At 54.5% G+C, this 23,357-nt stretch carries 25 protein-coding genes; 13 read left to right on the forward strand and 12 right to left on the reverse strand.

Features of this window, described 5'->3' with window-relative positions:
* Positions 1-51: 51 nt before the first annotated feature.
* The 6 genes from A3193_RS12120 to A3193_RS12145 all read right to left on the reverse strand — a co-directional run bounded on the left by A3193_RS12120 (position 52) and on the right by A3193_RS12145 (position 4,927).
* Entirely contained in the window at positions 52-2,094 is a 2,043-nt protein-coding gene (locus A3193_RS12120) for a methyl-accepting chemotaxis protein (RefSeq protein ID WP_069003967.1), read from the reverse strand.
* 56 nt (positions 2,095-2,150) lie between these two features.
* Positions 2,151-2,720 (reverse strand): chemotaxis protein CheW, encoded by a 570-nt coding sequence (locus A3193_RS12125; RefSeq protein ID WP_235614989.1) that lies wholly within the window; start codon positions 2,718-2,720, stop codon positions 2,151-2,153.
* On the reverse strand, positions 2,713-3,147 hold the full coding sequence (locus A3193_RS12130; protein WP_414630419.1) for a response regulator: 435 nt from the start codon (positions 3,145-3,147) through the stop codon (positions 2,713-2,715). Before A3193_RS12130 ends, A3193_RS12125 begins: the two co-directional genes overlap by 8 nt.
* 135 nt (positions 3,148-3,282) lie before the next feature.
* Complete coding sequence (gene pilG, locus A3193_RS12135; RefSeq protein ID WP_068991717.1) at positions 3,283-3,642, reverse strand: twitching motility response regulator PilG; 360 nt, start codon at positions 3,640-3,642, stop codon at positions 3,283-3,285.
* Positions 3,643-3,727: 85 nt separating this feature from the next.
* On the reverse strand, positions 3,728-4,420 hold the full coding sequence (locus A3193_RS12140; RefSeq protein WP_069004161.1) for a rhodanese-like domain-containing protein: 693 nt from the start codon (positions 4,418-4,420) through the stop codon (positions 3,728-3,730).
* A 120-nt stretch (positions 4,421-4,540) separates the two neighbouring features.
* Positions 4,541-4,927 carry a hypothetical protein gene (locus A3193_RS12145; protein WP_069003965.1) on the reverse strand — a complete coding sequence of 129 codons (387 nt, stop codon included), beginning with the start codon at positions 4,925-4,927 and terminating at the stop codon, positions 4,541-4,543.
* 480 nt (positions 4,928-5,407) lie between these two features.
* On the opposite strand from A3193_RS12145, the gene gshB reads away from it, so the two are divergent.
* From gshB to A3193_RS12185, 8 genes are read left to right on the forward strand one after another with little or no spacing between them, the layout of a single operon-like run.
* On the forward strand, positions 5,408-6,358 hold the full coding sequence (gene gshB / locus A3193_RS12150; protein WP_069003963.1) for a glutathione synthase: 951 nt from the start codon (positions 5,408-5,410) through the stop codon (positions 6,356-6,358).
* Positions 6,355-7,203, forward strand: a complete 849-nt coding sequence (locus A3193_RS12155) for an energy transducer TonB (RefSeq protein ID WP_069003961.1) — start codon at positions 6,355-6,357, stop codon at positions 7,201-7,203. The genes gshB and A3193_RS12155 overlap by 4 nt, the downstream gene beginning before the upstream one ends.
* A 38-nt stretch (positions 7,204-7,241) precedes the next feature.
* Positions 7,242-7,799, forward strand: coding sequence for a YqgE/AlgH family protein (locus A3193_RS12160; RefSeq protein WP_069014978.1), 558 nt, complete (start codon positions 7,242-7,244; stop codon positions 7,797-7,799).
* The gene (gene ruvX / locus A3193_RS12165) at positions 7,783-8,211 is read left to right on the forward strand and encodes a Holliday junction resolvase RuvX (RefSeq protein ID WP_068990553.1); all 429 of its coding nucleotides are present in this window, start codon (positions 7,783-7,785) and stop codon (positions 8,209-8,211) included. Before A3193_RS12160 ends, ruvX begins: the two co-directional genes overlap by 17 nt.
* Complete coding sequence (pyrR, locus tag A3193_RS12170) at positions 8,201-8,764, forward strand: bifunctional pyr operon transcriptional regulator/uracil phosphoribosyltransferase PyrR (RefSeq protein ID WP_069003957.1); 564 nt, start codon at positions 8,201-8,203, stop codon at positions 8,762-8,764. Before ruvX ends, pyrR begins: the two co-directional genes overlap by 11 nt.
* Entirely contained in the window at positions 8,761-9,750 is a 990-nt protein-coding gene (locus A3193_RS12175) for an aspartate carbamoyltransferase catalytic subunit (RefSeq protein ID WP_069003956.1), read from the forward strand. The genes pyrR and A3193_RS12175 overlap by 4 nt, the downstream gene beginning before the upstream one ends.
* Complete coding sequence (locus A3193_RS12180; RefSeq protein WP_069003955.1) at positions 9,747-11,045, forward strand: dihydroorotase; 1,299 nt, start codon at positions 9,747-9,749, stop codon at positions 11,043-11,045. The genes A3193_RS12175 and A3193_RS12180 overlap by 4 nt, the downstream gene beginning before the upstream one ends.
* Positions 11,042-11,914, forward strand: coding sequence for a dihydroorotate dehydrogenase electron transfer subunit (locus tag A3193_RS12185; RefSeq protein ID WP_069003954.1), 873 nt, complete (start codon positions 11,042-11,044; stop codon positions 11,912-11,914). The genes A3193_RS12180 and A3193_RS12185 overlap by 4 nt, the downstream gene beginning before the upstream one ends.
* A gap of 80 nt (positions 11,915-11,994) precedes the next feature.
* Here A3193_RS12185 and A3193_RS12190 read toward each other — a convergent pair whose 3' ends face one another.
* The 3 genes from A3193_RS12190 to A3193_RS12200 form a co-directional block, all read right to left on the reverse strand.
* Positions 11,995-12,546 (reverse strand): porin family protein, encoded by a 552-nt coding sequence (locus tag A3193_RS12190; RefSeq protein WP_069003953.1) that lies wholly within the window; start codon positions 12,544-12,546, stop codon positions 11,995-11,997.
* 156 nt (positions 12,547-12,702) lie between these two features.
* On the reverse strand, positions 12,703-13,257 hold the full coding sequence (locus A3193_RS12195; protein ID WP_069003952.1) for a CDP-alcohol phosphatidyltransferase family protein: 555 nt from the start codon (positions 13,255-13,257) through the stop codon (positions 12,703-12,705).
* Positions 13,258-13,274: 17 nt separating this feature from the next.
* A complete protein-coding gene (locus A3193_RS12200) occupies positions 13,275-14,396 on the reverse strand; it encodes a DUF2066 domain-containing protein (protein WP_083218742.1) in 1,122 nt (373 codons plus the stop codon).
* 168 nt (positions 14,397-14,564) lie between these two features.
* On the opposite strand from A3193_RS12200, the gene purM reads away from it, so the two are divergent.
* Genes purM through A3193_RS12215 form a run of 3 tightly spaced genes read left to right on the forward strand, consistent with a single transcriptional unit; the run spans position 14,565 to position 17,060 of the window.
* Complete coding sequence (purM, locus tag A3193_RS12205) at positions 14,565-15,635, forward strand: phosphoribosylformylglycinamidine cyclo-ligase (protein WP_069015477.1); 1,071 nt, start codon at positions 14,565-14,567, stop codon at positions 15,633-15,635.
* Positions 15,632-16,300 (forward strand): phosphoribosylglycinamide formyltransferase, encoded by a 669-nt coding sequence (gene purN / locus A3193_RS12210; protein WP_069003951.1) that lies wholly within the window; start codon positions 15,632-15,634, stop codon positions 16,298-16,300. The genes purM and purN overlap by 4 nt, the downstream gene beginning before the upstream one ends.
* Before the next feature lie 7 nt (positions 16,301-16,307).
* The gene (locus A3193_RS12215) at positions 16,308-17,060 is read left to right on the forward strand and encodes a DUF3108 domain-containing protein (RefSeq protein WP_069003950.1); all 753 of its coding nucleotides are present in this window, start codon (positions 16,308-16,310) and stop codon (positions 17,058-17,060) included.
* Positions 17,061-17,129: 69 nt separating this feature from the next.
* Here A3193_RS12215 and A3193_RS12220 read toward each other — a convergent pair whose 3' ends face one another.
* Positions 17,130-17,645: a deoxycytidylate deaminase gene (locus tag A3193_RS12220; protein WP_069003949.1), complete on the reverse strand. Its 516-nt coding sequence runs from the start codon at positions 17,643-17,645 to the stop codon at positions 17,130-17,132.
* 104 nt (positions 17,646-17,749) lie between these two features.
* Positions 17,750-18,088 carry a Grx4 family monothiol glutaredoxin gene (gene grxD / locus A3193_RS12225; protein WP_069003948.1) on the reverse strand — a complete coding sequence of 113 codons (339 nt, stop codon included), beginning with the start codon at positions 18,086-18,088 and terminating at the stop codon, positions 17,750-17,752.
* A gap of 398 nt (positions 18,089-18,486) precedes the next feature.
* Between grxD and A3193_RS12230 the strand changes: the two genes are divergently transcribed.
* Positions 18,487-19,128, forward strand: a complete 642-nt coding sequence (locus A3193_RS12230; RefSeq protein WP_069003947.1) for an HD-GYP domain-containing protein — start codon at positions 18,487-18,489, stop codon at positions 19,126-19,128.
* Positions 19,129-19,140: 12 nt separating this feature from the next.
* Here A3193_RS12230 and A3193_RS12235 read toward each other — a convergent pair whose 3' ends face one another.
* Complete coding sequence (locus A3193_RS12235; RefSeq protein ID WP_069003946.1) at positions 19,141-20,922, reverse strand: N-acetylglutaminylglutamine amidotransferase; 1,782 nt, start codon at positions 20,920-20,922, stop codon at positions 19,141-19,143.
* A 193-nt stretch (positions 20,923-21,115) separates the two neighbouring features.
* On the opposite strand from A3193_RS12235, the gene recQ reads away from it, so the two are divergent.
* Positions 21,116-23,275: a DNA helicase RecQ gene (gene recQ / locus A3193_RS12240; RefSeq protein WP_235614990.1), complete on the forward strand. Its 2,160-nt coding sequence runs from the start codon at positions 21,116-21,118 to the stop codon at positions 23,273-23,275.
* Positions 23,276-23,357 lie beyond the last annotated feature (82 nt).

Genomic DNA, 23,357 nt, shown 5'->3' on the forward strand with positions numbered 1-23,357 from the left:
TCGGCTCTCGATCATGCTTGTCATCACGCCCAATGGCTTGCCTTCAGTTGATCAGGCTGGCAGACGGAAACCGGCAACCGACTTTTGCAGCTGATCCGAGAGATCGGCCAAGGCCCCGATGGAGTTCGCGGTCTGATGCGTACCCTCGGAGGTCTGATTGGTGATCTCCTGAATGACACTCATGGTATCTTTTACATTTACCGCCTGATCAGACTGGGTCTGGGCGGAGGTGGCGATCTTGCCGGTGAGATCAGCGATATACTGAGATACGCTCTCGATCTCTTTCAGGGCTTCACCAGCGTCTTCCGCCAGAGTCGCCCCCTTGACCACACCTGAAGTACTGGCCTCCATGGAGGTCACCGCTTCGTTGGTATCTGCCTGAATGGTTTTTACCAGCGCTTCGATCTGTTTGGTGGCGTTGATAGAACGCTCCGCGAGACGCTGTACTTCGTCCGCAACCACCGCAAATCCGCGCCCGGCTTCACCCGCCATGGCCGCCTGCATGGCCGCGTTCAAGGCGAGAATATTGGTCTGGTCCGCGATGTCGTCGATCAGCTCAACGATGTCACCGATCTCCTGGGAACTCTCACCGAGTCGTTTGATTCGTTTCGAGGTCTCCTGAATCTGTTCACGGATGTTATCCATACCGGCGATGGTGTTGCGCACGGTCTCCGCACCGGTGCTGGCGATCTCAACCGAACGTTTGGCAACTTCCGCCGACTCGGTCGCATCCTGGGACATCTGATCGATCGCACCAGTCATATCACCGATGGAATCATTCGCCTGGGTGATCTGTTCCGCCTGATGCTCACTCGCCTCAGCAAGATGCATCGCGGTCGCCCGACTCTCCTGGGTTGCACTGGAGACCTGTTCCGAGGTCTGGTTGATGGTGGTAACCAGTTCACGCAGCGCCTCGATGGCGTAGTTGATCGAGTCGGCGATGGCGCCGGTGATGTCTTCGGTCACACTGGCGGTTACGGTCAGGTCGCCGTCCGCCAGGTCACCCATCTCATCCAGCAGCTGCAGGATCGCCTTCTGGTTGTTCTCATTCTGCTGTTTACTCGCCAGCTCACGACGCTGCGCATCGACAACCAGCTGCATACCGAGCAGTACCAGGAAGAGTAAGGCGGCACCACCGAACACAGCGATCATGCCGGGCCCCGCTTTGATGCCGAGGACGGAAAAACGCCCAGGTGACTTACCATAAGCACCAATCAGGGTCTCAGCCGCGTCACTCGCCTGATCCGATGAGGCACTGACCATGGAGGCAGCTTCCAGTGCCGGCAGCACATCCGGGATGTTCTGAATAATCTCAGTGGCATTATCCTGGATGGTGGTAAACAGGGTGGCTACATCATCCAGTCGCTGCGAGGCGATCTTATCCTTAACCTTGGAGATACCCATCTCCGAATCACCGTTTTTCAAACCCTCAAGGATTCGGCCGAACAGATCGGCATCACGGCTGAATTGGTCGATCGCGGCGGCGGTTTTCTGGCCCCCGTCGAGGACCTGATTGACATTGGAGTTGATACGCTGGATCAACATCTCCTGCTCGGTGGCGATATAGACCTGACGTCTGGGAGCATTACTGTTGATCAGCACTTCGGCCAGCTCTTCCGACAGCTCCTGAAGCTGGGGAACGAATTCGGAAATAATGGCGGAAAACTCATCGATTGCCAGGATGTTCTCCTGGGCTTTGAGAATCTCATCGATATTGCTGCGCAGTGCCAGCCACTTATTCTCAAGATCGTTCAGTTCAGTATTCACTTCATCCGGGGATCCAGGCAGATCACTGGCGGCACCACCACCGTTCTTCAGCTCCCACATGATGTTCTCAAACCGATCACGACTCTTTTGCAGCGGCTTGAATGATTCAAGTTCACCTCGAGCGGCTGACAGGGCGTATTTGGCAATTCGCTGTGACAGAACCTGCTGTTCCGCAGCACGGATCAGATACTGTTCGTCATAGGACTCCTGCTGGGTTGTATGCAAGAAGGTCACGAGTGCCAAGATAAGAGACACCAGCACCAAAACAGCTAAAATGGTGATGACCTTATTTGAGGGCAGAGTACCACCCACGCGTTTGCCTTTCATTCTTCTTTCTCCCGAAAGCTTAAGCCCAAATCCTAAGTTCAGTAACTCTCATGGCATCAGGTTGCCGCGATCTGAAAAACCGGGTCATCGGCCAGCGCCTGCAGACTGAAGACCGGCCATGCCATGCCGTCCTGATCAAATTCAAACTGAACATATTTTGAAAAATATTCGCTAACCATCTGCACTTCTTTTGCAGTCTCCCTGGTGAAGTGGCGCATACCGACCATCTCGCCCACCAGCACCCCACTCAAACCGCTTCCAATGGTAAATACCAGCACTCGGCTCCGGCGGGTTCGCCGGGTCTTCTCACCAATCAGAAACAGTTGTAGATCGATTACCGGTATCAGGGTGCCACGCACATTGGCCACTCCCATCATCCAGGGTTTTGAACCGGGTACCGGTGTCAGTGCAGAGGGATAATTGAGAATCTCTTTGACGCTGCTCAAAGGTGCAATAAAGCGGCTGTCGCCCACATAGAACATCACCCCTTCCCAGTAACTCTGTATCAGCTCCTGCTGGGGTAGACCTTTTGCATTGTTCCGACTGCGCTGTTCCAGATTAGCCAGTAACTGGACAACCCCCTGGGGCGAATCTATAACGCTCTGTTGCATGGCGTCATCAGGCATTGATCAGCGCCTTGATCTTATGGAGAAGTTCTGCAGGAGAGACCGGCTTCACCATGTATTCAGTGGCACCCTGGCGCATTCCCCAATTGATATCTGTCTGTTGATCTTTGGTGGTCACCATGATCACAGGAATATTGGCCGTGGATTCGTCATTCTTTAACTGCCGGGTTGCCTGAAATCCATTCAGCACCGGCATTACCACATCCATTAAAATCAGGTCAGGCAGCTCCTTTTTCGCCATCTCCACCCCTTCCTGTCCGTCACTGGCAACCAGTATCTGATATCCCTGCTTAGTTAGAATTTTTTTGAAAACAACTACTTCGGTGGGCGAATCATCGACCACGAGAATCCGACCCTTAGCCTCTCCGCTAACCGGGTGATTGCTCTCTTCTTCCTGCTCGCGACCCTTGCGAAAAATATTTTTGATCATCGAATCTCTCTGCCCGTTGGTTCTAGTCCTTAGCGGCTGACACCGGAATGTCTTTAAATAACCCTACATCCTTGCAGTTTTCAGCCATCTCAAACCAAATCGCACCAATCAGTATATTAGGACTTGTTAAAACTAGGCCGCAGTATTCACATATCGACGAATTGCGCCTAACAGCTCATCCTTGGTGAACGGCTTAGTCAGATATTGCTCTGAACCCACAATCCTGCCCCGCGCACGGTCGAACAGGCCATCCTTACTGGATAGCATGATCACAGGAATATTCTTATACACATCATTATGTTTAATGAGTGCACAGGTCTGATAGCCATCAAGACGCGGCATCATGATATCGACGAAAATCACATCCGGATGGTGGTCGGCGATCATCGCCAATGCTTCAAAACCGTCCGTCGCCGTGGATACCTCACAGCCCGCCTTTTTCAATAGACTTTCGGCGGTACGCCGAATCGTCTTACTATCATCGATGACCATGACTCTGACACCAGAGATGTCCTTTTCAGTTTCATCACCACTCACGTTGAAATCCTCATGTCACGGACATATACATAACAAACAATCACTCTCCTGGTACGACAGTCGTCAGTCCCCAAAGCTGCCACAACTGCATACCACCCCGGTAATAGACAATCCTATCCGCTGGATAACCTACTTTTAACAAACCTTTGATCGCCCGGGGGGATTGACCACACTCAGGGCCATTACACCAGAGAACCAGTTTCTTGGCATTGCTGAAATCCCATTTCTCGGTTTTATCTCCATCTCCCAGCAGACCAAGCTCTTCCAGTTTCAGGGAAATCGCACCCACATCGACTCTTGGCCGCACACCGAACAAGAGTAGTGCTTGTTCCATTTCAGCTGTCCCCGGCTTGCTCAAGTGTGTAAAGGGAATATTGATCGAGCCGGGTATCGTGCCACGATTAAACCACTCAGCAGTGCGGGCATCAATCAACAGACCGGTTTTATCTCTCAGATCTCCTTCCATGAAATCAAACAGCTCTATCTCACCGATGGTGTCGACCCGTGGATCAACCTGCATCGGTTGTAAGCAAAACGGCGGGCACTTGCGTGCCGTTTTGGCATAGTAGCCTTTGAGCTGATAATCGGGATCCTGTATCCGCTGAACCCGAATGGATCGACCTTCATGTATAACAAAAGTGTATGGTTTCTCAGACGACAGCTTGACTGAAAGTTCGTCTCCCTGTTTGGCTTCTGCCGTCTCTTCGGCAACCGCCACCAGCGGTGATATCATCAGGAGTATTCGACATATCAGGTTAACACAGCGATTCATCACGTTACCTTCAGGCTAAAATTGATCGGAAATTGGGGACATGTGGTGACTCTTGCAAAGTTTTCCGAGCCGGTTGCATAGCTATTGATTTAAAAATCGATTCATAATTTTCTGTCTGATCTCATCGATCGAGGCACCGCCTTTATACTCCTCGTAGACCTCTTCCCTGGCCCGCCTGGGGAGTTTTTTATAAAAGGTGTAGCTACCCAGATAACGCGATTTCAAATCCTCTTCGAATGCAACTTGTGCTGCACTCTCGTCCGTTAAGCCGTCCTGGTTTTGTTTCGCCTCTCCCTCTGTCGGTAATTTGGAATCAATCTTACTGGCCTCTGCAGATATCTCCGACAGATAATCGTCGTCCTGGGCGACTGCGGGTTGCACCAGCAAGCCGAGTATAGACAGAAAAATCGCCGGATAACTCAAGCTTGCGCAGTTCATATTTCCGAAACCGGTGGTTTGTGTCGCCATGGCAACACACCTCTCTAATAATCAGCAATGATTGACAACACTGCGCAAGTTTTTGGTTTGATCTTATGTGCAGTGGCTCTCCTCCCTTTCGGTCAAATCCGTAACCTTAAGTAGCACTCGATCCTGTCGACAATTCTCACAATCCGTTCCGATCAACTTCAACTGCGGCCTGCATGCCCCCCAGCCAATCGGAACAAGCTCTATCCCGGACCTGAATACAACACCGTCTCAGGTCGTCATACTGAAATCGTCAAACAGCATCGAACACTACGCTAAATCTAACCCACAAAATAGCAAGACAACCTATTTGCATCAAGAATATACTTCCCAATTCATGAACTTAGGGGTTGAATTTAGCTGTTCCTCACAACATGTAAGTCCTTCTAGCGGCAAACCATTGAAAAACTTAAGGAGCTTGATTAACAATCCCCCCCAGCAAATAATGCGAAATACACTTTTGCAGCGGACCAGTAGACACAGATGACGATTCAACTCGGCGTGGTGATGGACCCCATAGAGACCATCAAGATACAGAAAGACAGCACCTTCGCCATGTTACTGGCAGCCCAACGTCGCAGCTGGCAGATCCACTACCTGCAACAGCAGGACCTCTCGCTTCGGGAAGGGGTCTGTTGGGCAGAGTCCAGACAGTTGCAAGTCACTGACAATGCTGAAAACTGGTTTGAATTTGGCCAGCGTCAGCAACTCCCCCTGCATCAGCTGGATGTAGTACTGATGCGTAAGGATCCCCCCTTCGACATGGAATACATCTACACCACCTATCTGCTGGAGCAGGCCGAGTCAAATGGCTGCCTGGTGGTCAACCGGCCAAGCAGCTTGAGGGACGCCAATGAGAAGCTGTTTACCGCCTATTTCCCCGAATGCACACCAGCCACGCTGGTCAGCCGCAAAGAATCGGAGATCAGGGAGTTTCATCGTCAGCACAAGGACATCATCGTTAAACCCCTGGGCGGCATGGGTGGCGCCTCCATCTTCCGAATCACTGAGCAGGACCCCAATCTCGGGGTGATTATCGAGACCCTGACACAGCACGGCAGCCAGTTCGCCATGGCCCAACGCTTTATCCCTGAGATCAGCAAAGGCGATAAACGTATCCTGATGATCGATGGTGAACCGGTTCCTTATGCATTGGCCAGAATCCCTGCTGCCGGTGAGACAAGGGGTAACCTGGCCGCTGGCGGCCGGGGTGAAGGGGTGCCCCTGTCTGAACGGGACTTCTGGATTGCAGGTCAGGTTGCACCGCAACTCAAACAGCGGGGCATTCTGTTTGCCGGACTGGATGTGATCGGGGACTACCTGACAGAAATCAATGTCACCAGTCCCACCTGTATCCGGGAACTGGACAAGATATACGATCTGGATATCGCCTCAGACCTGATGGATGCGATAGCGGCTAGACTGAATAAATGATCTCGACCCATAATCACAATGACATTCTGGGCATCGGTCTGTTTGTCGCCACGGCGCTGCACGCCTTTGTCATACTCGGCATCACCTTCAAACCTTTTGACCCGAGCAAACCCGAATACCAACAACAAAGCCTTGAGGTCATGGTGGTCCGGCAACCCAAGCAGCAGCCGGAAGAGGATGAGCAGGCAGACTACCTGGCACAGGTTACACAAAGTGGTGGCGGAGAACTAAGGGAGCAGGAAAAGCCACAAACGCCTGAACCCCCGGCACCTCCCCAGGCTGCTCAGACACCTCCCGCATTCCAGCAACCGGTGGACCAGTCCCAGCCATTGACTGCAGAACAATCCGAACAGCAGGCACCGGTCGACAACCAGATCGTGGAGCGACAACCCCTGCCCACAGCCAGCCAACTGTTGAACAGTAAGAACATGGAGATCGCCAGACTCACCGCTGAGCTGGAGAGAAAGTCTGAGGCCTACGCCAAACTCCCCAAGCGCAAGGCGATCAGCGCCAGTACCAAAGAGTATAAATATGCCTCTTATCTCGATGCCTGGCGACGCAAGGTCGAGCGAATCGGCAACCTCAACTACCCGGATCAGGCGAAGCGGGACCGCTTATACGGCAATCTGGTGCTGCATGTTGCCGTCAAAGCGGACGGCAGCGTTGATCAAATTCGTGTACTGCACTCATCGGGACATAAGATTCTTGATGATTCGGCAATCCGCATCGTCCGTCTGGCAGCACCGTTTTCACCCTTTCCCAATGAAATCCGCAAAGAGACTGATATCCTGGACATCACCCGAACCTGGCAATTTCTTCGCAGTGGCAAACTCAACGCAGAATAACAGTTGCAGCATTAAGCCAGCGATTGGATACTAGCACTATGTCTTCTAATCTGACCAACCACTTTCTCATCGCCATGCCGCAGCTTGAGGATCCGAATTTTTTCCATACGGTGACCTACATCTGCGAGCACTCCAGCGATGGCGCCATGGGCATTGTCATCAATCGCCCCATGGAACTTCATCTGGCTGACATTTTTGAACAGCTGAAGATCCCCATCGCCACCGAGAAAGTTTCTGAACAATCAGTCTATATCGGTGGCCCGGTTCAGAGTGATCGTGGATTCGTTCTGCACGACAGTAATTCAGAGTGGGCCTCCACTCTGAGAGTCACCCCGCAGATCTGCGTCACCACATCCCTGGATATCCTTGAGGCCATTGCCGCCGGCAAGGGCCCGGAACAGAATCTGGTGGCACTTGGATATGCCAGTTGGGGAGCAGGCCAACTGGAGAGTGAACTGGCACAGAATGCCTGGCTGAGCGGCCCCGCCGAAAGCGACATCATATTCAAACGAGCCAGCAACGAGCGTTGGCAGGCGGCAGCTGATCTGCTTGGTGTAGACTTGAACCTGCTGAGCAGCGATGCCGGACACGCCTGATCCAGAGAGAACCTCAGGTACTCTGCTGGGTTTCGATTTCGGTACGCGTAAAATCGGTGTGGCGGTAGGTCAGACCCTCACAGGTACGGCAACGCCGCTTGAAACCCTGGAGTTGGTCAACCACAAACCTGATTGGGTACGTATTGAACAGTTAATCAATGAGTGGCAGCCTCAGGCTCTGGTGGTTGGTCTGCCCCTCGATGTGGATGATAGTGAAACCGATGCCACACAACCCGCATTGCGCTTTTCACGACAGCTCGAAGGTCGTTTCCACCTGACTGTACATCTGGCAGATGAACGCTTCACTTCCTTCGAGGCCAGGGACAGGTTGGGACATCGGGCCAAGCGGCTCGAGGATTATGATGCCGTAGCGGCAAAACTGATATTGGAAACCTGGTTTAATGAGCGATAACACAACCTTCATGCAAGCCGACGGCGTGGAATCCCTGATCGACGTCATGGCTGGCAAAATCTGGACGCTAATCAATGACAAAGGAATATCCGACCCGCTGATGGTCGGGATTCGAACCGGCGGCGTCTGGTTGGCGGAACGACTTCATCAGGAATTGGGATTGCGGGATCCCCTGGGCACACTCGACATCTCCTTTTATCGGGACGACTTCACCCGTATCGGCATGAATCCGGAGGTTCACCCATCGGACCTGCCGATCCCGGTGGATGACCGGCACATCATACTGGTCGACGATGTACTGCACACCGGTCGCACCATCAGAGCGGCACTGAACGAGATCTTCGACTATGGTCGACCCGCCTCGATCACCCTCGCCACCCTGGTCGACCGGAGCGGCCGGGAGCTGCCGATCCAACCGGATGTGACCGGGCTACACCCCAGCCTGGACCCGGATCAACACATCACCCTGATCGGTCCCGATCCGCTGGGTCTGATTCTCGGTGCAAAAACCAACCGCAGCTCCCGAGGCGATGAGCAGGGCAAGGACGTATGAGTCTGAGCAACAAAGCACTACAACTCGATGATGAGCAACGACTGCTCCATTTCCTCACGATCGATGGACTCGACAGATCGATCCTGACTGAAATACTGGATACGGCAGAGGGATTTACCGGTGTCTCCGAGCGAACCATAAAAAAGGTGCCGCTCTGTCGAGGCAAGGTGGTGGCCAACCTGTTTTTCGAGAACAGTACCCGCACCCGCACCACCTTCGAACTGGCGGCAAAAAGACTCTCCGCCGATGTACTCAATCTCAATATCAGCGCCTCGGCCACCTCCAAAGGGGAGACCCTGCTGGATACCCTGCGCAATCTGGAAGCGATGCATGTGGATATGTTTATTGTCCGCCACGCCACCAGCGGTGCAGCCCACTTCATCGCCCAGCACGCCGACCCTGGCGTGGGGGTGATCAATGCGGGGGACGGACGTCACGCCCATCCCACCCAGGCGATGCTGGACATGTTCACCATCCGTCGCCATAAAGGGGAGTTCGTCGGACTTCGGGTGGCCATCGTGGGGGATATCCTTCACTCCCGGGTGGCCCGTTCCCAGATCCTGGCCCTGAACACCCTGGGAGTCTCCGAAGTTCGGGTTGTCGCACCGCAAACCCTGCTGCCCTCCGATGCCCGCAGCCTGGGTGTGCATGTCTACCACGATTTCGATGAAGGCATCCGGGATGTTGACGTGATCATCATGCTGCGCCTGCAGAAAGAGCGGATGCGCGGCGCTCTGCTCCCCTCGGAACATGAATATTTCAGCCTCTACGGCCTCACCGAAAGGCGTCTGGCGCTGGCCAAACCCGATGCCATCGTCATGCATCCGGGACCGATCAACCGGGGTGTTGAGATGGATTCCAAGGTAGCCGACGGTTCAAAATCGGTTATCCTGCAGCAGGTCAGTTACGGCATTGCGATTCGTATGGCGATCATCTCCATGGTGATCGGTACGCAAAACCTGCGTACCCAGGAGGCGGCAGTATGAAAAAGAAGAAAAAAGATATCACGATACGCAATGGCCGGGTGGTGGATCCCGGCAACGGCATCGACGAGGTTACCGATCTGCATCTCTCAGCCGGCAAGATTCTCGCCCTGGGTCAGACACCGGAGAACTTCCAGCCGCTGCTCGAGATCGACGCCACCGATCAGATCGTCTGTCCCGGCCTGATCGACTTGACAGTCAATCTGCGGGAGCCGGGTAATGAGCACAAAGCCACCATCGCCAGCGAAACCGCCTGTGCCGCCCGCAATGGCATCACCACCCTTTGCTGCACACCCGACACCCTACCGGTGATCGACACACCGGCCGTGGTCGGGCAGATACGCCACAAGGCCCGCAAGGCCGGATATTGCAGACTGCTGCCCCAGGGAGCACTGACGAAGAATCTTGATGGTACCCATCTGAGTGAAATGGCCGCCCTCAAGGCCGCCGGATGTATCGCAGTCACCAACTGCTATACCCCGCTGGCCAACACCCTGGTTCAGCGACGCGCCATGGAGTATGCCTCCACCTTCAATCTGTTGACCATCATTCGCCCGGAGGATCAGTACCTGTGCAACAACGGTTGCGCTCACGAAGGCAAGGTCGCAGACCGGCTTGGACTGCCGGGGATACCGGAAGCGGCGGAAACCGTTGCCGTCGCCCGGGATCTGGCATTGGCCGAGACCACGGGTGCGGTGATCCATTTTCATGCCCTCTCCAGTGCCAGCGCGGCACGCACCATGGCCTGGGCAAAGCGGGAAGGTCGCAAGGTCAGCGCCGATGTAGCCATCCACCAGCTGCACCTGACCGAACTCGACCTGGAGGGTTTTGACAGCAATCGTCATGTCAGACCGCCACTGCGTACCGACAGCGACCGGGACGGTCTGCGCAAGGCGGTGGCGGAGAACGTCATCCAGGCGATCTGTTCCGACCATCAACCCCATGAAGCGGATGCCAAGTCCTCCCCCTTGCCCGATACCGAGCCAGGCATCTCCGGTCTGGACACCCTGCTGCCCCTGACCCTGAAACTGGTTGAACAGGAAGTCATGGATTTAAGCAGTGCGATTGCCCGCCTCACCTGTGGCCCCGCCGATATTCTCGGTCTGCCGTTGGGCCGCCTGACCCCAGGGTACGCTGCCGATATCTGCATCTATGACCCCAACAGGCAGTGGCATGTATCAGCTGAGCAGATCCATAGTGCCGGCAAAAACACACCATTCACCGGCTGGGAAATGCCCGGCCGGGTCACCCATACACTGCTGAAAGGCCGACTGGTCTTCCGTGAAGAGACACTATGACCAAACCACATCACAATTCAGTATTTCTTGAAGAGGCTGAGATCATCAGCCATCAGGCCTTCGATGGGGATCAGTTCATCATGCGCCTGCTAGCCCCGCACTGCGCCGCCAAAGCCGAGCCCGGCAGTTTTGTCCACTTGACCTGTGACCCACAACTGCCGATGAGGCGACCTATTTCAATCATGCGCAGCTCATACAATGAGGGCTGGATCGACCTGTTGTATAAAAGAGTGGGAAAAGGCACCACGCTGCTCGCACAGCGCCAGCCCGGTGAGAAGATCAGCATTCTTGGACCGATCGGCACACCCTTCAAAGCGACTCCGGGACACAGCCGTCCATTGTTGATCGGTGGTGGGGTGGGCATGCCGCCGATGATTTTCCTTGCTGAAAGCATGCGACAGGAGAGCGATAAACAGCCATTTGTCATCCTCGGCTCTGAAGTCCCGTTCCCGTTCAAGCCGACCCCATCGAAGATCATGATACCCGGTATCCCTGAGGGGGTGATCGCCAGCATGCCTCTACTGGATGACTGGGGTATCGGTAACCGATTGGCGAGCCAGCAGGAGTTCAATGGATGCTTTCAGGGTTATGTCACCGAACTGGCTGATTTATGGTTCAGAAACCTCGACAGGGAGACCCGTTCTCAAGTTGAGATCTTTGCCTGTGGTCCTCACCCGATGCTGGAAGCCGTTGCTGCCATGGCCAGTGAGTGGCAGGTCCCCTGCCAGGTCTCCCTGGAGGAGTTTATGGCTTGTGGTATTGGCGGCTGCGCCGGTTGTGTGGTGGAAGTACAGACAGCCGATGGGCCGGCGATGAAGAGAGTCTGTGTCGATGGACCGGTTTTTGAAGCGGCAAGCGTGTTCAACTGAAGAGATCAAAAGCGTGATGCCACTGGAATCTGCAACCGCGGGGGTGGAAACCCCCCGGTGGTCAGCAGAAGAGCGTAGAATCAGAAGCGGTGCTGATATCCCAGATTGATTGAATCAATCTTGTAATCCACATTGTGCAGATCCCCGTCGGCATAGCGCATCGCTTCAAAGGTGATCGCATTGCGCTCATTACCGTACAGTTCCAATCCCAGACCAAAGGCTGGCGCCACATCGTCATCGCCCTTGAATCTCGGCACATCACCCGCGAAATAGGTGAGACCCACCAACATGTAGGCGCGGGCACGGTCATCGAACAGAAACAGATTGCCCCTGGCGAACAGACTGGCCATGTAGTCGATCTGGTAGGTGGTATCATCAACCGTATCACCACTGAAGATACCGAAATGGCCCTCAACCGCGGCATATTTGAAAAACTCGCGGCCACCCCTGGCGATCAGGCCGGTGCCCCGGAAGTCGGTATTGGAGTCATCTTCCTTATACTGAGGGGAAGCGACAATCACCCCAAAGTAGTTGTTTCCTTCAATACCTGAGCCATCAGCAAATATTTCCGCCTGTGCGAGGGCGGACGAGATCAGCAAGCCAATGGCAACAATAAAACTGGTAACTCTCATTAACTTTTCTCCATAAGTCACATAGATACTTATTTTTTCCAACTATAGTCTAGCTGTTCGGCATCACAAGCGCCATGCTCTTTAAACTGCGAAATCGGTCGGATTAACAGCCCACAATAGGAAATAAACTCTGATTAACTAAATATTGTCCAGATTTCATATCCGCCAACCTTTTTTTCGCGCCTTATTGCTCCAAATCCAGACATAGGCGGCACCGCTGATCAAGGTCGTCAGGCCGGTTCCCCAGATCAACCACTCGATGAGCAGGTCGGGTAGTGGAAATGGCCCGGCATCGGTAACCACCAGCAACACCAGCATGATCTGCAGCAGGGTATTCAGCTTGCTGATCAGACTCGGATCCGCGTCTACCTCTTCCACACTGAAGTTATAGTAGAGCGCACCACCGACAATGGTCAGGTCACGAAAGATCACCAGCAGCACCAGCCAGATCGGGATCAGCCCCTGCCCGCCAAGTACCAGGAAAGAGCTCATCAGTAGTGCTTTATCGGCAAGCGGGTCCAATAATCCACCCAAATAGCTCTGCCAACCAAAACGTTTGGCCAGATAGCCATCCAGACCATCGGAAAAACCGGCGACCGCAAACAGGATCAGGGCATGGGAAAACTGCTGCTCCAGCAGCAGCCAGACAATCGGCAAGGTCAGCAGGATTCGCAGAATACTGATTAGATTGGGTATATCTCGAAGCTGCATGGCGATTGATTCAGTGGTTAGCGCAGCCGGTAATCCAGCCCCTCACCATCCACAGACTCTTCACTGATCTCCGGTTGATCCGGGTCCGGACTGACCCGCATGACCATCGGTTCGAGCACTGAACCCAGCTGAATCCCCCTCACCAGGGCATCGCGTCCCCCGTGCACCCTGAGCAGAAAGCTCACCTGCTCCGGATCTGCCGCCAACAGATCAACGTTGTCGATCATTGCCAACGAGCGCAGATAGTCCTGAACCAGGGCATAATCGGCAAGCTGGGTGAGGCCATGGACCCTCAATCTGAGACTGGATATACCCTGACTCACCTGTTGCGGTGCAAATCTGAGCGCCAGGGCATCAACTGCCTGTTCCATCCCCTCTTTCGCCACTGCAGCTCTGGTTTCGGCATAGCTCTGCCAGCGGTTGATTTTATCGGGCAGATAGAGAATCCACTCTCCTCGCCAACTACCCTGACCACGGTAGGAGAGTCGACCGACCAGAATCACATCCGGCAGATAACGATCGGAGGCACGTCGGATATTCTCTTCAAAGCCACCCCACAGATCACTGACCTGAACCGCCCTTTGATCCTCAATATCCATCAGTGGCCAGACCAGGGGCAAGCCCCGGGCATCGGCGGTCTGTGTAAGCTGCTGCTTCAAGGAGGTCGCTCTGTCGGGGGAGATCAGTGACCGTCGCGCCCCCTCTTCCTGCCCCAGCCAGAGCAGCATCGAGGGACGGGTCTCCCCCCACACGGGAACACCGCTCTCGCGTAGCAGACGGTTGACCGCACGGGCGTCGAATCTCGCCCAGAGAAGTCGATCCGGTGCCCCTTCCTCAACCCCTTCAGGTGGGTTGGGCAGTGGTTTGTAACGATACTGCTGAACCAGTCTGGAACCCCGGTTGAGCAGCTGCTCCACCTGTGGATCATCAAGCAGGCCGCTGTCACCGCTGATCTTGACCAACACACCGGCAAATGCCTCCCGGATGCCTTTCGAACGGGCCTCACCGCTCTGCCCGAAGACCGCCACCTCAGCCTCATAGAGATTGGTTACGGCCTCCGCATGGACAACAGAGTAACTCCCCAGCAGCCAGGCCAGGAACAACCAGTTACAGATACGCGGTAGAGGAAATCGACTCATTTCAGATCACACATTCCCTGAGAATACAAACAGGATCAACCCTTAACAACCCGGCATATTAACGCGCCTGGAAAAAAGATGAAAATTCAGCCATCACAAAGCTACCTGCTCAATGATCTTCTGATAGAATCCCGATCTGAATTTTTTGACAATCGGGAGTATCGTCTCGTGGCCCATGAGTCCAAGCCAAGCCAGCCAACCTCACTCAGTTACCGGGATGCCGGTGTGGACATCGATGCCGGGAATGAACTGGTCGAACGCATCAAACCCATTGTCAAACAGACCTTCCGTCCTGGCGTACTCAGCGGACTGGGGGGATTCGGAGCACTGTTTGAACTGCCGCTGGACAAATACCGGGAACCGGTACTGGTATCGGGAACAGACGGGGTCGGCACCAAATTGAAACTTGCCCTGGAGTTGAACAAACATGACACCATCGGCATCGATCTGGTGGCGATGTGTGTCAATGATATTGTGGTCGCCGGTGCTGAACCACTGTTTTTCCTCGACTATTACGCCACCGGGAAACTCGAGATCGAGGTTGCCACCGATGTGGTCAAGGGAATCGCCAGGGGGTGTGAACTGGCTGGTGCCGCCCTGACGGGGGGTGAGACTGCTGAGATGCCCGGCATCTATGACCGTGGCGACTACGACCTGGCCGGCTTCTGTGTGGGTATCGCGGAGAAGAGCCAGTTGATCGTACCCGACCGGGTCAAGGCTGGGGATGTGCTGATCGGCCTTGCCTCATCCGGCCCCCATTCCAATGGCTATTCGCTGATTCGCAAGATTCTTGAGGTCAGTGAGGCCAGCCTGGATCAGCCTTTGGCTGGAACCACCCTGGGTGAGGCGTTGCTGGAACCGACCAGAATCTACGTCAAATCCCTGCTGGCGCTGATGCAAAAGGTTGAAATTCATGCCCTGGCCCATATTACCGGTGGCGGTCTGCCTGAAAACCTGCCCCGGGTGCTCCCGGCAGATTGCTGTGCCGTCATCGACAGCAGCAGCTGGACCCTGCCCCCTGTCTTCGATTGGCTGCGTCAGCAGGGCAATCTGGCCTCTGATGAGATGCTGCGAACCTTCAACAGCGGCGTGGGGATGGTGGTCTGTGTCTCGGCAGACGATGCGGAAACCACTCTGGTGCTGCTCAATGAGCTGGGGGAAGAGGCCTGGCAACTGGGTAGCATCGAGCCCGCTACCACCCAGCAGCAGGGTGTGGTGATCAGCGGACCACTCGCATGAACAGCATTCAGCACCCGAAGGTTGTGGTGCTGATCTCCGGCAATGGCTCCAATCTGCAGGCGATCATCGATGCCAGCCAGCACGACCTGCCGATCGAGATTGCAGCGGTTATCAGCAACCGTCCAGACGTGCACGGTCTGCAGCGGGCCTCATCAGCGGACATCGAAACCGCTGTGCTTGACCACCAGGCCTTTGCCGATCGGACAAGCTATGACCAGGCCCTGATCGAACTGATCGACAGATACCAACCGGAGCTGGTGGTACTTGCCGGATTTATGCGTATCCTGACAACCCCCTTCGTGCGCCACTATGCCGGGCGACTGCTGAACGTACACCCCTCCCTGCTGCCCAAATACACAGGTCTGCATACCCATAAGCGGGCGCTGGAGGCGGGTGAGCAACTGCATGGGGTGAGTGTACACTTTGTCACAGAAGAGCTGGATGGAGGCCCACTGATTGCTCAGGCCCAGGTGTCTGTGCTGCCGGAGGATGATCCACAGAGCCTGGCTGTACGGGTGCTGGAAAAAGAGCATCAGCTCTATCCACTGGTGGTCGGCTGGTACGCGCAAAAGCGGCTGCATCTCAACCAATCCGGAGAGGTCATTCTGGATAATGAAAAACTTCTTCAACCTGTGGTCTTCGCACCTCAGGACCCGATCCGCTAAGCCAATCATGGCCCGGCATGCCGCCTTCCAAATCAGGCTGCTGGGGGTGTTTCTGAGCTGTTTCATCAGCCTGAATGCCGCTGCCGAGGATCTTTTGAAACCGTTTTCCGCAGAATTCACCGTACACAGAAACATCCTGCCCCTTGGGCGACTGACGTTAAGCCTTGAGCTGAAACCGGACGGATCCTATATCTACACCGCCCACAGCCAGCCCAGCCTGCTGGCGAATCTCTTCAGCCGCAATGAAGTGATCGAAGAGAGCCGGGGGAGATACCTGGAGGGGAGAGTCGTTCCCCACCGCTACACCTACCAGGACAAAGATCAGCAGTCTGAAAACAATGAGGTCAGTTTCGACTGGCAATCCGCCCATGCCGCCACAACCAGTCAGGGTGTCACCTGGTCCCAGCCGATCGGGGATGCCACGCAGGATAAACTCAGCCAACAGTTACAGGTGAGGCTCCATCTGGCTCAGGGCAATCAGCAGGTCAGCTATCAGGTAGCCGATGGTGGAAAAGTAAAAACCTATCATTTCCAGGTGGTTGGAGAGGAGACAGTGGCGTCCTCCAACCACAGCTACCACTGTCTGCGGGTAGAGCGCAGTAAAGGGGACGGGGCATCAGACTACACCATCTGGTTTGCCAGGGAGTTGGATTACCTGCCGATAAAGATCGAGCGCAGCCAAAGCGGTAAGCTCTACCGGATGATGCTGGACGAGTTGCATAGCCCAGAGGGAGCTGTTGCTGTCGAAACCAGCTCCTGATCCGAGTGCCGAGAGAAGTTCTGCATCCACCCAGGCCGGTTGAGGATCGACTCCTGCTGCGGCCAACCGCTACTCCTGCAGGAGCAGATTCATGACATTCTTGAACAGCCCTCCCGGGGCGATGGTGATCGAGGCATTGTCATGATTCAGCTCCTCCAGATCGTACTGGGTCACTTCGACCCCCGCCTCACGATACATCTCTGTGGATAACTTGATGTCGTCCTCCCAGCGGGAAAGAAAGTCCTCACTGGGTGTGACATAGACAATCCGGCCCACCTCTTCCTGGATCAGTTTCGAGGCGCATCTGGGACAGGGAGGATGGGTGACATAGACAGTACAGCCATTCAGCCCCCTTTTGGCGAAGATCATCGCATTCTCTTCGGCATGGATGGTCAGGTTGAGCTTGCAGTTACGATTCGTCAGTCGCTCCGGCTTATCCTCAACCCCGGCGGCAAAGCCATTGTAGCCCAGCGAGATGATCCGATTGCCATCGGTAATCACCGCACCGACCTGAGAGGAGGGATCCTTGCTCCAGGCAGAGATATAGGCGGCTAGCCCCAGAAACCGGGTATCCCACTTAGTCATCCGAAACAGGACCTGTTAATGGAACAACCAAACTTCTCTCCTCACGCCATCTCTGGCGCGCAATTCATGGACAACAGGGGTGACCTGGCCAGTCTTAATCAGGCTTAACTCTCACCGGTGGGAGCCGCTTTTGCCGCAGCCTCTTCCATCATGCTTTTCAACTCGCCGCTCTGGTGCATCTCCAGAGTGATATCACAGCCACCGATCAAATCACCATCAATATAGATTTGCGGAAAAGTCGGCCAATCAGCAAATCGAGGGAGATTCTCAAAAATTTCCGGATCGGCCAGCACATTGACATAGGCAAAGGGAATACCGCAATCCTGGAGTGCGGCGGCTGCCCGGGAGGAGAAGCCACACATGGGAAACTGGGGCGTGCCTTTCATATAGATCACGATCGGATTACTCTCGACCTGCTCTTTGATTCGATCCAATACTTCCATCGTTTACACCTCGAATAGTCGTTTATCGTGCTTATTTGGTGTCCTTCCTGGCATTTTCAAGCACGGTTCCAATAAGGAAATTCTAACGCTTTGGCAGTTAAGAAAAAACCTCGAATCGACAATGCTTACTCATGACCAAAATACATCGCCATGCCTAAATCCATAATTCAATCATGGTAATGTTACACCTGAGAGGATCGATTATTAAGCAGATCACTCGAAGCAAGGTGGATTCCCGCCATTGAAATATGAGCAATTCCGTCAATATTCCAATAGTTTTCAGATCCCAATTGATTTGACAAAGTTGCACCCTGGAAGTTAAAAACAGACAAATTCAACGGATTATTCGTAATCATTCATTCTCCCAGCCCCCCAATCGAACAACTGAACATAGCCACGTGATCAAGGACAGCAATCCAGAAATCAAACGCCGTCTCTCCCTGCTGGAAAGCCATGTGGGCTTCAAGCTGGATACCATCCTGAAACAGGCTCTCAAGATCAGAGACAGCTATACCCTCGAGCATTCCGAGCGGGTGGTCTTGCTGGCTGAGCAGATTGGCCATCAAATGGGATTGAATGAACAGCAGATGGATATCCTCTCATTAGCCGCCGGATTTCACGATATCGGCAAGATCGGTATTGCTGATCAGGTTCTGTTGAAGCCGGGGAAGCTCTCAGGGGATGAGTACAATGATATCAAGCAGCACCCCATCATCGGAGCAAACATGCTCAGAAGCCTGGGCAACCCGGTGCTTGATGAGGTAGCTCTCTGTGTGCTGCACCACCATGAGCAATGGGACGGCAAGGGCTACCCTGACGGACTACGGGGCGATGAGATCCCGACAATCTCCCGAATCATTGCGGTGGTTGACGCCTACGATGCCATGACCACAACCCGCAGTTACCGGAGCCAGGTCGAGACTAAGCAGGCACTCGATATTATCAGCCGGGAGAGTGGTAAACAGTTCTGCCCGAAGGCTGTGCAAGCGATATTAGAACTCTGTTCAAAACAACACCTGAACAACCAGACCTGCACTTGATCCGTCGGCCAATCAGTACACCGCCAAGTGCCTCTGCAGCCAGAACTCAAATAGTGCAATGTGCCAAAGCTTGCTGCCTCGGATCCGGGTGTGATGCATTTCAGGCGCCGCCAACAGCATATCGATATAGGATTGGCGAAACACGCCTCTCTCCCGAGCCGCCTGACTGCTCAGAATATCCTGCATAAACTCAAGAAATTCACCGCGCACATATTTCAGTGCCGGCATCGGAAAATAGCCCTTCGGCCGGTCGATGACCGCATCAGGCACGATCCCTCTGGCCATCGCTTTCAACGGATACTTACCCCCGTCCCGCAACTTCAACTCCGGTGGACAACGGGCTGCCAACTCAACCAGATGGTGATCGAGAAAGGGAACCCGGGCCTCCAATCCCCAGGCCATGGTCATATTATCGACCCGTTTTACCGGGTCATCGACAATCAGCATGGTCTGATCCAGATAGAGAACCGCATCGATCAGGGTTTCGGCATCACTCTCCTGCAGTCGGTTGGCAATCAGTTCGCGGGTATGATCACCGGCGCCATACCGATCCGTGACCATTCGCAGATACTCATCATGATCCCGGTCAAAATAGTGTTTGGCGAAACGGTCGACGGCTTCCCCCTGCTTCTCCTGCATGATCCTTGAATACCAGAAGTAGCCACCAAAGACCTCATCGGCACCCTGACCGGACTGTACGACCTTGATCTGCTGCGACACCTGTTCACCGAGCAGAAAGAAGGCAACCGCATCCTGTCCAAACATCGGTTCCGACATCTGATCCACCGCCTCCGGCATGCGCTTGAGCACCTCTCCGTTGGGTACCAGAAATTTATGGTGCCGGGTCTGATAGCGTTCGGCTACCGGATCGGAATATTCGAACTCATTGCCCTTCTCTTCCGGCTGATCCTCAAAGCCAACCGAAAAGGTACGCAGATCCTTGACTCCGGCTTCGGCCAGCAGAGCCACCAGCAGACTGGAATCGAGGCCTCCGGAGAGCAGCACACCTACCGGGACATCGGCAATCTCATTTCGTTTGCGAACCGCCTCCCTCAATTCATCATGTATCGCCTCCAGCCAGTCCCGATCTGACATCGGACGATCCGTTCGGGTTGCGCTGTAACGCCAGTAACGACTCAATCGTTGAGTGCCGTTGGCCTCAATGGTCATGGTGTGACCGGGTGGCAGTTTGCGGATACCTTTGAAAATCGTGTGTGGCGCAGGTACCACCCCATGCAGCGTGAACTGATAATGCAGCGCGAGCGGATCCAGGGTTGTGTCCACCCCGCCCGCCGCGAGCAGCGCCTGGGTGTTGGAGGCAAAACGCAGTGCCTTGCCATTCACTGCGTAGTAGAGCGGCTTTATACCGAACCTGTCCCTGGCCATGAACAGGCTCTGCTTTTGCGCATCCCAGACGGCGAAGGCGAACATACCTGACAGATGCTCGACACAATCCTCCCCCCAGGCATGATAGGCCTTGAGAATGACCTCGGTATCCCCATTGGAGAAGAAGCTGTAACCAAGCCCCTTCAGGGTTTCACGCAGCTCTTTATAGTTGTAGATGGTGCCGTTGAAGACCAGTGCAAGGTTCAACTGCTGATCCACCATCGGCTGATTGGCATGCACCGACAGGTCGATGATCGCCAGACGACGATGCCCCAGCGCCAATGGCCCATCGCTGTAACTGCCGCCATGGTCAGGTCCACGCCGCCGAATCTGATGATTCATCAGATCGATCGTTGCCAACTCAGCATGGCCGCCATCAAAACGCAGTTCACCACAAAATCCACACATAAATCTTTCCAGTTATCCGTTTGCTGACAAAGCCTTGAGGACTTTCATATTAACCCGGCAGATGACTTCAAGATAGAGATCTAACCGGTCTGCTCGCAACCTGGAGAATCAGCCCGGTTTGTTAACAAATGCACCACCTGATTTTCAACCTGGGTTATCATCCCCACTGACAAGATCAAAAAAGGACAGGATAATGTCACGGATGACAGACCCCTCTCACACAACACCTGAACTGAGCCGCGCCAGAGCCGTTCTGCAGAACAGCTTTGGCTATCACCAATTCCGCGCCCCTCAGGAACAGATTATCGAACAGCTGCTGGGCGGCGGCGATGCCCTGGTGATCATGCCCACTGGCGGCGGTAAATCCCTCTGCTTCCAGATCCCATCGATGATCAGGTCTGGGGTCGGTATCGTGGTATCCCCCCTGATTGCATTGATGAAGGACCAGGTCGACAGCCTCAACCAACTGGGCATCAGCGCTGCCTACCTGAACTCAACACTGGCCCCGGATCAGGTCCAGCGGATCGAGGCTCAACTGTTGGCCGGTGAACTGGAGATGCTCTATGTTGCACCGGAGAGACTCCTCACGCCACGTACCCTCGAACTGCTGCAACAGATCCAACTGGCCCTGTTTGCCATCGATGAGGCCCACTGTGTTTCCCAGTGGGGTCACGACTTCCGTCCCGAGTACATCCAGCTCAATCAACTGACCCACCATTTTCCCACGGTGCCCCGTATCGCCCTGACCGCCACCGCGGATAAGGCGACCCGGGATGAGATTGTTGAACGACTCGGTCTGCAGAACGCTGAAAAATTCATTGTCGGTTTCGATCGTCCCAATATTCGCTACCAGATCATGGAGAACGACGGCAACAGTCGACAGCGTCTGTTGAACTTCATCGAGAACGAACACCCCGGGGAGGCGGGAATCGTCTATTGTCTCTCCCGTAAACGGGTCGATGATATCGCCAACTGGCTGCAGTCCAAATACATCAACGCTCTGCCCTATCATGCGGGATTGGACAGCCAGACCCGGCAACAGAACCAGAACCGGTTTTTACGGGAAGACGGCATCGTCATCGTAGCCACCATCGCCTTCGGCATGGGAATCGACAAGCCGGATGTGCGATTTGTCGCCCATCTCAATCTGCCGAAAAGTATCGAAGCCTATTACCAGGAGACCGGTCGCGCCGGACGGGATGGCCAACCCGCAGACGCCTGGATGGTGTATGGATTGCAGGATGTCATCACCCTGCGACAGATGCAGGCATCCTCAGAAGCCGATGAGGCGCACAAACGGATCGAAAGACATAAGCTCGATGCGATGCTGGCACTGTGTGAAATAACCGCATGTCGCCGTCAGGCCCTGCTGGATTACTTTTCGGACCCTTTGGATACTCCCTGTGGTAATTGCGATACCTGCCTGCAGCCACCGCAAACCTGGGATGCCACCGAGGCGGCACAGAAAGCCCTCTCATGTGTCCACCGAACCGGACAGCGGTTTGGGGTCAACTATTTAATCGATGTACTACTCGGCAAAGAGAACGATCGGATCAGACGATTCACCCACCATCAGGTCAGCACCTACGGTATCGGCACTGAGTTCAAAGCGGGCGAATGGCGGGGTATCTATCGACAGCTGATCGCCCATGGTCTGCTGGCGGTGGATCTGCAGGGGCATGGCGGCCTGCATCTGACAGAGAAGAGCCGTCCGGTATTGCGGGGTGAAACGAAACTACGGCTTCGCAAACTCCGCAAAGCATCAAAAACCCAAGCGCGTAAAGCGGCTGCTGGAGAGTCGACCAATGGGATCGACCAGCAGATCTGGGAGGCACTGCGGTCATTGAGGCTCACTCTGGCTGAAGAGCAGGGAGTGCCGGCCTATATGATTTTTCACGACGCCACATTGATGGAGATGATGGAAAGGCGTCCTCAAACCTTAGACCAGCTGGCCCAGGTCTCCGGTGTCGGCGAACGCAAACTGGCGTCGTACGGAGTCCAATTCCTCGATTGCATCAACAGCCACACGAATCAACCGGAGGATCAGGGGGACACAGTATCCTTGACCGTGGATCTACTGAAGGAGGGCTGCAGCATCGAAAACATCGCGGAACAGCGACAACTGACGCTGGCCACGGTCTACAATCACCTCGCCACGGCCATTGAACACCGGGGGCTGCCGTTAACCGAGGTATTGCCGCTCTCCTCTGAGCATCTCAAAAGCGTTCGCTACGCCTTCGAAACAGTTGGTCTGGATGGCCGGCTGAAACCGGTCTTTGAAGCACTGGAAGGTAACTTTGACTATGGTGAGCTACGCTGTATACAAGCGGCACTGAACGCAGACACAGGCTGAAACTTGCCAGAACGGAACCAATACTCGCCCGGAGATAGTCAGGCGCAACCCTTTGTTTGCAAAGGAATATGATTTATATTCC

Origin of the sequence: Candidatus Thiodiazotropha endoloripes, assembly GCF_001708965.1 — a bacterium.
Taxonomy (GTDB): Bacteria; Pseudomonadota; Gammaproteobacteria; order Chromatiales; family Chromatiaceae; genus Thiodiazotropha; species Thiodiazotropha endoloripes.

Coding starts and splice junctions, on each gene's coding strand:
- purN (WP_069003951.1), top strand. CDS start 15,632: ATGAACAGCATTCAGCACCCGAAGGTTGTGGTGCTGATCTCCGGCAAT.
- A3193_RS12215 (WP_069003950.1), top strand. CDS start 16,308: ATGGCCCGGCATGCCGCCTTCCAAATCAGGCTGCTGGGGGTGTTTCTG.
- A3193_RS12195 (WP_069003952.1), bottom strand. CDS start 13,257: ATGCAGCTTCGAGATATACCCAATCTAATCAGTATTCTGCGAATCCTG.
- pyrR (WP_069003957.1), top strand. CDS start 8,201: ATGAGCGATAACACAACCTTCATGCAAGCCGACGGCGTGGAATCCCTG.
- A3193_RS12160 (WP_069014978.1), top strand. CDS start 7,242: ATGTCTTCTAATCTGACCAACCACTTTCTCATCGCCATGCCGCAGCTT.
- A3193_RS12220 (WP_069003949.1), bottom strand. CDS start 17,645: ATGACTAAGTGGGATACCCGGTTTCTGGGGCTAGCCGCCTATATCTCT.
- A3193_RS12155 (WP_069003961.1), top strand. CDS start 6,355: ATGATCTCGACCCATAATCACAATGACATTCTGGGCATCGGTCTGTTT.
- ruvX (WP_068990553.1), top strand. CDS start 7,783: ATGCCGGACACGCCTGATCCAGAGAGAACCTCAGGTACTCTGCTGGGT.
- A3193_RS12235 (WP_069003946.1), bottom strand. CDS start 20,922: ATGTGTGGATTTTGTGGTGAACTGCGTTTTGATGGCGGCCATGCTGAG.
- A3193_RS12120 (WP_069003967.1), bottom strand. CDS start 2,094: ATGAAAGGCAAACGCGTGGGTGGTACTCTGCCCTCAAATAAGGTCATC.
- recQ (WP_235614990.1), top strand. CDS start 21,116: ATGTCACGGATGACAGACCCCTCTCACACAACACCTGAACTGAGCCGC.
- A3193_RS12125 (WP_235614989.1), bottom strand. CDS start 2,720: ATGCCTGATGACGCCATGCAACAGAGCGTTATAGATTCGCCCCAGGGG.
- A3193_RS12145 (WP_069003965.1), bottom strand. CDS start 4,927: ATGGCGACACAAACCACCGGTTTCGGAAATATGAACTGCGCAAGCTTG.
- A3193_RS12140 (WP_069004161.1), bottom strand. CDS start 4,420: ATGATATCACCGCTGGTGGCGGTTGCCGAAGAGACGGCAGAAGCCAAA.
- A3193_RS12175 (WP_069003956.1), top strand. CDS start 8,761: ATGAGTCTGAGCAACAAAGCACTACAACTCGATGATGAGCAACGACTG.
- gshB (WP_069003963.1), top strand. CDS start 5,408: ATGACGATTCAACTCGGCGTGGTGATGGACCCCATAGAGACCATCAAG.
- A3193_RS12190 (WP_069003953.1), bottom strand. CDS start 12,546: ATGAGAGTTACCAGTTTTATTGTTGCCATTGGCTTGCTGATCTCGTCC.
- A3193_RS12180 (WP_069003955.1), top strand. CDS start 9,747: ATGAAAAAGAAGAAAAAAGATATCACGATACGCAATGGCCGGGTGGTG.
- A3193_RS12185 (WP_069003954.1), top strand. CDS start 11,042: ATGACCAAACCACATCACAATTCAGTATTTCTTGAAGAGGCTGAGATC.
- pilG (WP_068991717.1), bottom strand. CDS start 3,642: ATGGTCATCGATGATAGTAAGACGATTCGGCGTACCGCCGAAAGTCTA.
- grxD (WP_069003948.1), bottom strand. CDS start 18,088: ATGGAAGTATTGGATCGAATCAAAGAGCAGGTCGAGAGTAATCCGATC.
- A3193_RS12200 (WP_083218742.1), bottom strand. CDS start 14,396: ATGAGTCGATTTCCTCTACCGCGTATCTGTAACTGGTTGTTCCTGGCC.